Source organism: Mesorhizobium sp. M4A.F.Ca.ET.020.02.1.1 (assembly GCF_004022645.1).
Lineage (GTDB): Bacteria > Pseudomonadota > Alphaproteobacteria > Rhizobiales > Rhizobiaceae > Mesorhizobium.
Genome location: NZ_RZOI01000231.1, coordinates 1 through 7,888, shown reverse-complemented (window position 1 = coordinate 7,888; position 7,888 = coordinate 1). Strand labels below are relative to the sequence as shown.

Genomic DNA, 7,888 nt, shown 5'->3' with positions numbered 1-7,888 from the left:
CGGCAGTTCGTTCGGCTCGGTGTCGAACGAGATCGATTTCGAATGCTGGCCGCCGGCGGTCTGGGCGATCGCCTCGCGCAGCGCCGGCTCGATCAGGTCGAAGGCGGCGGCGCTGACGCCGACCATGGCGACCGGTGCGGGATCGATCAGCGCGAACAGGCTGCCGAGGCCGAAGCCGAGCGCCTCGCCGGCCTTGCGATAGGCTTGGCGCTCCGGACCGTCGCCGGCGCGCGCCCGCGCTGCGAGCGAGCGCATGTCGGCGTCGCTGACATCGACCGGCTCGGCGTCCTCGCCCATCTCCTTGGCATTGCGCCAGATGGCGTAGTTGCCGGCATAGGCCTCGACGCAGCCGCGCCGCCCGCAGCGGCAGAGCGCGCCGCCCGGCCGGTGGATCATATGGCCGAATTCGCCGCCCGAGGAATGGGTGCCGGTGAACAGCTCTCCCTTCAGCACCAGCCCCATGCCGATGCCGTGCGACAGCAGGATGGCGATGAAGTCGTCGCGGTAGCGGTCAGGGTCACGCCACTGCAGGGCCACCGCCATCATGTTGCAGTCGTTCTCCATGGTGGCCGGAACGCCGAATTCGGCTTCCAGTATGTCGGCGAAGGCGATGTCGGTCTGCGGCGTGATCGGCGACCACAACATGGCGCGGGCATGGGTGTCGGTGATGCCCTGGATGCCCATGGCGATGCGGGCGACGCCGCGGACGTCGAGATCGGGATCCTCGAAGCGGCGCCGGACGATGGCCACGCATTCGCCGATCAGCTCGTCGCGCGGCATGATCGCCGTGTCGAGGCGGCGCTGCTCTTCGGCAATGACCTGCCCGGCGTAGTCGATGACGGCGACGGAAAGGAAGTTCAGCGACAGGACCACCGTCATCACCGCCGTGGCTTCCGGATTGAGCGCAAGCCCGACCTGCGGCCGGCCGCGCTTCAGCGAAACAGCCTCGTTTGCCTTGCTCTCGGTCAGGATGCCTTCCTGGATCAGGTCGGACGAGATCGCCGAGATGGTCGAATGGCTGAGGCCGGTGGTGGCGGCGATCTCGGTCCGCGACGGCTGGCCGGCGCGGCGCACGGCCGAAATCACCATCGCCCGGTTGCGTCGGCGCAGATCGTCGTGGCGGATTCCAACCGACATGCCCTATTTCCTCCCGGTCGTCGCGGCCGTTTTTGATCTCAAGGGGCCGTCGGCGGACACCGTATGAATTGTGGCAGAAGCGGGCCGGCCTGTCATTTATTTATTACGGAGCTCGAAAAAAATTCGCAGGGGCGTCAGAATCCAGCAGAATCAATGTTGACAGCGCTCCGGCGTTGGATCACTATTTTTTCGAGGCTCGAAAAAAAGCCTCTATGCCGGCCTCAGGGCCAGTCTGGGTCGCGCCGCAATGGCGCAGGGAGGATATCATGAAGAAATTCGCAGCCGCCATGCTGGCGGGTGTCGCCATGTCGTTGACGCTCGCGTCGGTCGCCGAGGCGAAGGACAAGGTGATCGGTGTTTCCTGGTCGAACTTCCAGGAAGAACGCTGGAAGACCGATGAAGCGGCGATGAAGAAGGCCATCGAGGCGGCCGGCGACAAGTATATTTCCGCCGACGCGCAGTCCAATCCGGGCAAGCAGCTGACCGACGTCGAAAGCCTGATATCGCAGGGCGCCAACGCCCTGATCGTGCTGGCGCAGGACGCCTCCGCGGTCGGACCGGCGGTGCAGAAGGCGCTGGACGAAGGCATTCCAGTCGTCGGCTACGATCGGCTGATCGAGAACAAGGACGTCTTCTACCTGACCTTCGACAACAAGGAAGTCGGCCGTATGCAGGCCCGCGAAGTGTTCAAGGTCAAGCCGGAAGGCAACTATGTCTTCATCAAGGGCTCGGGCGCCGACCCGAACGCCGATTTCCTGTTCGCCGGCTCCATGGAAGTCCTGAAGGTAGCCATCGACGGCGGCAAGGTCAAGAATGTCGGCGAGGCCTATACCGACGGCTGGCTGCCCGCCAACGCGCAGAAGAACATGGAGCAGTTCCTGACCGCCAACGACAACAAGGTCGATGCGGTGGTGGCGGCCAATGACGGCACCGCAGGTGGCGTCGTCGCCGCGCTGACGGCGCAGGGCCTCGCCGGGACCGTTCCGGTGTCGGGCCAGGACGGCGACCACGCCGCGCTGAACCGCATCGCACTCGGCACGCAGACCGTGTCGGTGTGGAAGGACGCGCGCGAGCTCGGCAAGAACGCCGCCGAGATCGCCTCGGCGCTCGCCGACGGCAAGAAGATGACAGACATCGCCGGCGTCAAGGATTTCACCACGCCGGGCGGCAACACCGTCAAGTCGCTGTTCCTGACGCCGGTGGCGATCACCAAGGACAACCTCAACGTCGTCATCGACGCGGGCTGGATCAAGAAGGACGAAGTCTGCGCCGGCGTTGCCGCCGGCGCCGTCGCCGCCTGCAACTGAGGCAAGCCTTCCGGTTTGAAGACTCGGCGCCGCGGCCCAAGAGCCGCGGCGTCCATCGAGCTTCGCTTCGCAACGGCTTCCGGCTTCAAGTGAGCCGGGAAAGCCAATAGAATCATGTTCCGGCAACCGCGCCAGACGGCAACCGGTGGGAGGAAATCATGACCGATACGACCTCAAGCACGGTCGCCGCGGACCGGGCACGCGCAGCCGAACTCAGCGCCGCCGGCCGCTTCCTTAAGGCAACCGAACTCGACACGCGCATGCTCGGCATGGTCGGCGCGCTGCTGGTCATCTGGATCGGCATCCACGTCCTGTCGGGCGGGCTCTTCCTGACCCCGCGCAACCTTTGGAACCTGTCGGTGCAGACCTCCTCGGTGGCGATCATGGCGACCGGTATGGTGCTGGTCATCGTCATGCGCAACATCGACCTTTCCGTCGGCTCCGTCGAGGGCGTGGTCGGCATGATCATGGGCGTGGCGCAGGCCGAATTCCTCATTCGAGTCATTGGCTTCCAGCTCGGCAATCCGTGGCTCTGGATCATCGCGCTCGCCGCCGGCGTGGTGCTTGGCCTGGCGATCGGCGCGTTCCAGGGCTTCATCATCGCCTACATGGAGGTGCCGGCCTTCATCGTCACGCTGGGTGGCCTGCTGGTCTGGCGCGGCATGGCCTGGATGATCACCAGCGGCCGCACGGTCGCGCCGCTCGACGCCACTTTCCAGCTGATGGGCGGCGGACCGCGCGGCTCGATCGGCGCCACAGCCAGCTGGGTCGTCGGCGTCGTCGCCTGCGCGGCGGCCGCTTTCGCGCTGCTCAACGGCCGCTCGCAGCGCAAGCGGTTCAATTTCCCGCTGCGCCCGGTATGGGCCGAAATCTTCCTCGGCATCGTCGCCTGCGCCGCCATCCTCGGCGCGGTCTGGGTCGCCAATTCCTATCCGTGGCCGGTCGGCATCGTGCGCCAGTACGCCGAGCAGAAAGGCATCGCCATTCCCGAAGGCGGCCTGTTCATCGCCCATGGCATCGCCATACCGGTGCTGATGGCGGTCGCGGTCGGCATCGTCATGACCTTCATCACCAGGCGCACCCGCTTCGGCCGCTATGTCTTTGCCATCGGCGGCAATCCGGAAGCGGCCTCGCTCGCCGGCATCAACACGCGCTGGGTGACGATGAAGGTGTTCATGATTATGGGCGTGCTGGCCTCGATCAGCGCGGCGATCTCGTCGGCGCGCCTCAACGCCGCGACCAACGCGCTGGGCACGCTGGACGAACTGCTGGTCATCGCCGCCGCCGTCATCGGCGGCACGTCGCTCGCCGGCGGCTCGGGAACCGTGCTGGGAGCCATGCTCGGCGCGCTTTTGATGCAGTCGCTGCAGTCAGGCATGGTGCTGCTCGGCATCGACTCGCCGCTGCAGAGCATCGTCGTCGGCGCGGTTCTGGTCGTCGCCGTCTGGCTCGACACCGTCTACCGCAAGCGAGTCTGAGCAAGAACTTCAGGGAGGAGACGCGACCATGGAAAAGACAGCTCCCACCACCGGCACGCCGCTGATCGACATGCGCAACATCTCGATCGCCTTCGGCGGCATCCGCGCCGTCGACGACGCCTCGATCGATCTCTTCCCCGGCGAGGTGGTGGCGCTGCTCGGCCACAACGGCGCCGGCAAGTCGACGCTTATCAAGATACTGTCCGGCGCCTACAAGCGCGACGCCGGCCAGATCTTCGTCAATGGCGAGGAGGCGCACATCTCCAACCCGCGCGACGCCAAGAAATACGGCATCGAGACGATCTACCAGACGCTGGCGCTCGCCGACAATGTCGACGCCGCGGCCAACCTCTTCCTCGGCCGCGAGCTGATGACCGGCTGGGGCACGCTCGACGATGTCGCGATGGAGGCCGAGGCGCGCAAGGTGATGGGCCGACTCAATCCGCGTTTCCAGCGCTTCAAGGAGCCGGTGATCAAGCTTTCCGGCGGCCAAAGGCAGTCGGTGGCAATCGCGCGCGCCATCCTGTTCAATGCCCGTATCCTGATCATGGACGAGCCGACGGCGGCACTCGGGCCGCAGGAGACGGCGCAGGTCGGCGAACTGGTCAAGCAACTCAAGGCCGACGGCATCGGCATCTTCCTGATCAGCCACGACATCCACGACGTGTTCGAGCTCGCCGACCGGGTCTGTGTGATGAAGAACGGCCAGGTCGTCGGCACCGCGCGCACCAGCGACGTCACCCAGGACGAGGTGCTCGGCATGATCATCCTCGGCAAATGCCCGCCTGGCGCCATTCCTGGGCCGGGAGCGCTGAAGATCGCCGCTTGAGTCTGTAAGCCGGCTAAGTGACGCTCGCGGATGGGCCAAGCGTCATGATGGTTTGACAGCGCCATTGTGTTGCCGCGGCGACTTGCTCATAAAGGAGCGTATGCTCAGGGGCACCGCCATCCTTTGAAGAAGTTCTTCCCGATCGTCGCCTTCATCGCCGTCGCGCTGATCAGCCTGACGATGGCGGGGTTCGCCTATTTCGCCACGCAGGAAGCGGCGCGAATCAAATTCGATGCGACAGCAGACGACGCGCTCAACCGCATCGAGAGCCGTATCGATCTCCATCTTTCGCTGCTGCGCTCGACCCAGGCGCTGTTCGACGCCCGCAATGGCGACATTTCACGCGGCGAGTTCAAGGCGTTCTTCAGCGCGCTCGATGTCGACAACAATTTCGCCGGCCTGCGCGGCATCGGCTTCCTGCGGCTGGCCAAGGCCGGCGACGAGGCGGCGGTCGAGCGCGACATCCTGCGCGACCACGGCGTCGCCCATCAGGTCTACCCTGCCACGACGCAACCCTGGCGCACGCCGATCGTGATGTTCGAGCCGATAGACCCGTCCAACCAGGCCAGCATCGGCTTCGACATGTTCACCGAGCCGGCGCGGCGGGCGGCGATCGAAAAGGCAATGGCCGACGATCAGCAGCATGCAAGCGGTCTGGTCCAGCTCGGCCAGGGAACCGGTGCCACTCAGACCTTCCCCGGCTTCCTGGTCTTCGTGCGGCTCAATGTCGAGACCGCGCCCGAAGTCATCAACGCCAGCCGCTCCTCGACCGCTGGTTTCCTCTATGCGGCGTTTCGTGCCCGCGATCTGTTCCAGACGGCGCTCAGCCGCACGCCGCTCCTGCCGGTCAACACGGAGATCTATGACGGCCAGCCTGACGCCGACAATCTCCTTTTCCGGTCGGAGACGCCGCCGGTGGAGACCTTTGGCGACAGGCTGCTGGTGACCCGCAAGATCGTCGTCGCCGGCCGTCCCTGGACTGTGCTGTTTCGGCCGACAAGCGCTTTCTCGCTGCCTTCGTCGCGCGCCATTCCGGTGATGCTCGGCCTGTTCGGGCTGCTGCTCGCCGGCGCGATCGCGCTGGTGGCGCGCTATCAGGAGCGGGCTTACGACGCAGTGTCGCTGCTACACGAGACGACGGAAAAGAGCCTGCTCGAAAAGGAGCTGATGCTGCAGGAAATGAAGCATCGCATCAAGAATTCGATCACGCGGGTGCTGGCGATAGCGCGCCAGACGGCCTCGCACGCCACCGACGTGAAGGAGTTCTCGTCATCCTTCGCGGCGCGGCTGCAGGCGATGGCAGCGTCCCAGGACATGCTGACCCGCTCGCGCTGGCAGAAGGCCGATCTCGGCGATCTCCTGCGCATCGAGCTCGGCCAGGTGTTCGGCAAGGAGCTTCCCGAAGACATATTGTCGGGGCCGGAGGTGCTGCTTGACGAGACGACCACCCAGGCGCTCGGCCTGACCTTCCACGAACTGGCGACGAACGCACTGAAATATGGCGAGGCCGGCAATTCCGTGGGAGCACTCAAGGTCGACTGGTTGCTGGAAGGGCGCGGCCGGGATCGGACGTTGGTGCTCAACTGGCGAGAGGCCGGGCAGAAGCAGCTCGAAGCACCGGCCAAGACAGGCTTCGGCACCAAGCTGATAGACCTCAACGTCACGCGCGAATTGGGCGGCACGATCAAGCGCGATTTTCGCGCCGAGGGGCTGGTGGTGGTAATCAGGGTCCCGCTGGCGGGGTGAATGGATCCCGTTCGCTCTGAACGGTCATTTTCAGGCGGCACAAACAAACGGAGACCGGACGAGCCGGCCTCCGTTCCTATTGCGCCTGATGCGAAGCGATCAGCAGCGTGCCGTGTAGAGACGGCCGCGATTGTCGCGATACTGGCAATAGCCATTGCGCAGGTTGCGGACCAGCAGACCCGAGCCGGCGCCGACGGCCGCACCGATCAGCGCGCCCTTGGTGCCGCCGATCAGGCCACCGGCGACAGCGCCGACACCGGCGCCAACGCCAACGTCCTGCTCGGTCGTGCTGCAGCCGCTGACAGCGACCACCGCAACCATGGCAATAATCATCTTCCGCATAGAGTCACCTCTCCTTTGTCCTCACTTTAGGAGGCTACAACCGCCATTTAACATGAAACAACAGCCTTGGCCCGCTCGATTTTATTGTTGACCAAGATAGGTTTTTTCGGGGCGCGCACTGTTGTTGGAGGCAAGGACGAGGCTGGATACCTGCAATGATGCGTCGAGCGTGCCATCCGCACGCACGTTCCAGACGACCTGGTCGTAGTCGTCCTCCAGCGCCGGATCGACAGCGAGGCACTCGGCAACGACATGAGCAGCCTGACCCTGAACGTCGGCCATGGCGAAAGGCCGCTCGGCAGTGCATTGTTCGGCGGTCTCGAAGACGCTGACTGGCACCGACAATTCGCGGCATTCGGTCATGGAGCCGGAGCAGCCGATAACCAGCAGCAAGGCAGCGATATGTTCCATGGCGAGAATCCTCTCGCCACAAAAACGGACCAAAACGGGCAAAGTTCCTGCGCAGGCGGTGCCGCATCGAATAAATTGGCGGTCAGGCGCGCGACAGCGGATCGCGGGCGTCAGTTGAACTGCGTGGCCAGTGTCAGCGCGATGGCCGCGACCAAGGCAACGGCGACCAGCCGAAGCACGGGATGGGTGGCGCGGGCCGAGGTCGAGGGCGGAGCTTCGGCATCCTGGAAACCGCTCATCGAGACGCGAGCGGCCTGCTCCAGCCTGTTCATGTCGGCAACCGTCAAGACGATTCCTCCCCTGTTGCGCCGGACCCGACGGCGGCCGCAGGCCATCGCCAGGTTTCAGCGTCATCTGGGAAGAACAGCATCGGACTTTATGGTGAACAGCCGGTTAAGGATGTTGTCCGCGGGCCACAGCGCCGTCTTCGGCGCGCCTGTCGATCCATGTCAGTCCGTTTCGAAATTGCCCTTGGGAATGACGAGGCCATATTCGAGGCGATCTTCCGTGATCTCGAGCGTCGCCGTGCCGTTCAGCGACGTCGGCACGACGCGTTCCAGGGCGACGCTGCCAAAGCGCTTCTCGTTGTGCCCGACCTCACGGCCTCCGATGGCTTCGACCCAGATCAGCGACAGAGC

Annotated in this window: 8 protein-coding genes and 1 pseudogene; 4 read left to right on the top strand and 5 right to left on the bottom strand. The window is 64.8% G+C overall.

Annotated features, from left to right (window positions below):
• Positions 1–1,137, bottom strand: a 1,137-nt coding sequence (locus EN742_RS16170) for an ROK family protein (RefSeq protein ID WP_148670121.1), incomplete at its 3' end; no start/stop codon positions are given.
• A 266-nt stretch (positions 1,138–1,403) separates the two neighbouring features.
• Between EN742_RS16170 and xylF the strand changes: the two genes are divergently transcribed.
• The 4 genes from xylF (at position 1,404) to EN742_RS16150 (ending at position 6,497) form a co-directional block, all read left to right on the top strand.
• Positions 1,404–2,444 (top strand): D-xylose ABC transporter substrate-binding protein, encoded by a 1,041-nt coding sequence (xylF, locus tag EN742_RS16165; protein WP_126057991.1) that lies wholly within the window; start codon positions 1,404–1,406, stop codon positions 2,442–2,444.
• 158 nt (positions 2,445–2,602) lie between these two features.
• Positions 2,603–3,922 (top strand): sugar ABC transporter permease, encoded by a 1,320-nt coding sequence (locus EN742_RS16160; RefSeq protein ID WP_126057992.1) that lies wholly within the window; start codon positions 2,603–2,605, stop codon positions 3,920–3,922.
• A gap of 28 nt (positions 3,923–3,950) precedes the next feature.
• Positions 3,951–4,751, top strand: coding sequence for an ATP-binding cassette domain-containing protein (locus tag EN742_RS16155; protein WP_126057993.1), 801 nt, complete (start codon positions 3,951–3,953; stop codon positions 4,749–4,751).
• Between the two features lie 123 nt (positions 4,752–4,874).
• Positions 4,875–6,497, top strand: a complete 1,623-nt coding sequence (locus EN742_RS16150) for a CHASE domain-containing protein (RefSeq protein WP_126057994.1) — start codon at positions 4,875–4,877, stop codon at positions 6,495–6,497.
• 99 nt (positions 6,498–6,596) lie between these two features.
• Here the strand turns inward: EN742_RS16150 and EN742_RS16145 are convergent, their stop codons facing one another.
• The 4 genes and pseudogenes from EN742_RS16145 to EN742_RS16135 form a co-directional block, all read right to left on the bottom strand.
• Positions 6,597–6,839 carry a YMGG-like glycine zipper-containing protein gene (locus EN742_RS16145; protein ID WP_126057995.1) on the bottom strand — a complete coding sequence of 81 codons (243 nt, stop codon included), beginning with the start codon at positions 6,837–6,839 and terminating at the stop codon, positions 6,597–6,599.
• An 81-nt stretch (positions 6,840–6,920) separates the two neighbouring features.
• Positions 6,921–7,250 (bottom strand): hypothetical protein, encoded by a 330-nt coding sequence (locus EN742_RS16140; RefSeq protein ID WP_126057996.1) that lies wholly within the window; start codon positions 7,248–7,250, stop codon positions 6,921–6,923.
• Positions 7,251–7,360: 110 nt separating this feature from the next.
• Positions 7,361–7,537 (bottom strand): hypothetical protein, encoded by a 177-nt coding sequence (locus tag EN742_RS38135; protein ID WP_189347275.1) that lies wholly within the window; start codon positions 7,535–7,537, stop codon positions 7,361–7,363.
• A gap of 162 nt (positions 7,538–7,699) precedes the next feature.
• Positions 7,700–7,888 (bottom strand): annotated as a pseudogene (locus tag EN742_RS16135) (histidine kinase); the annotation flags it as partial.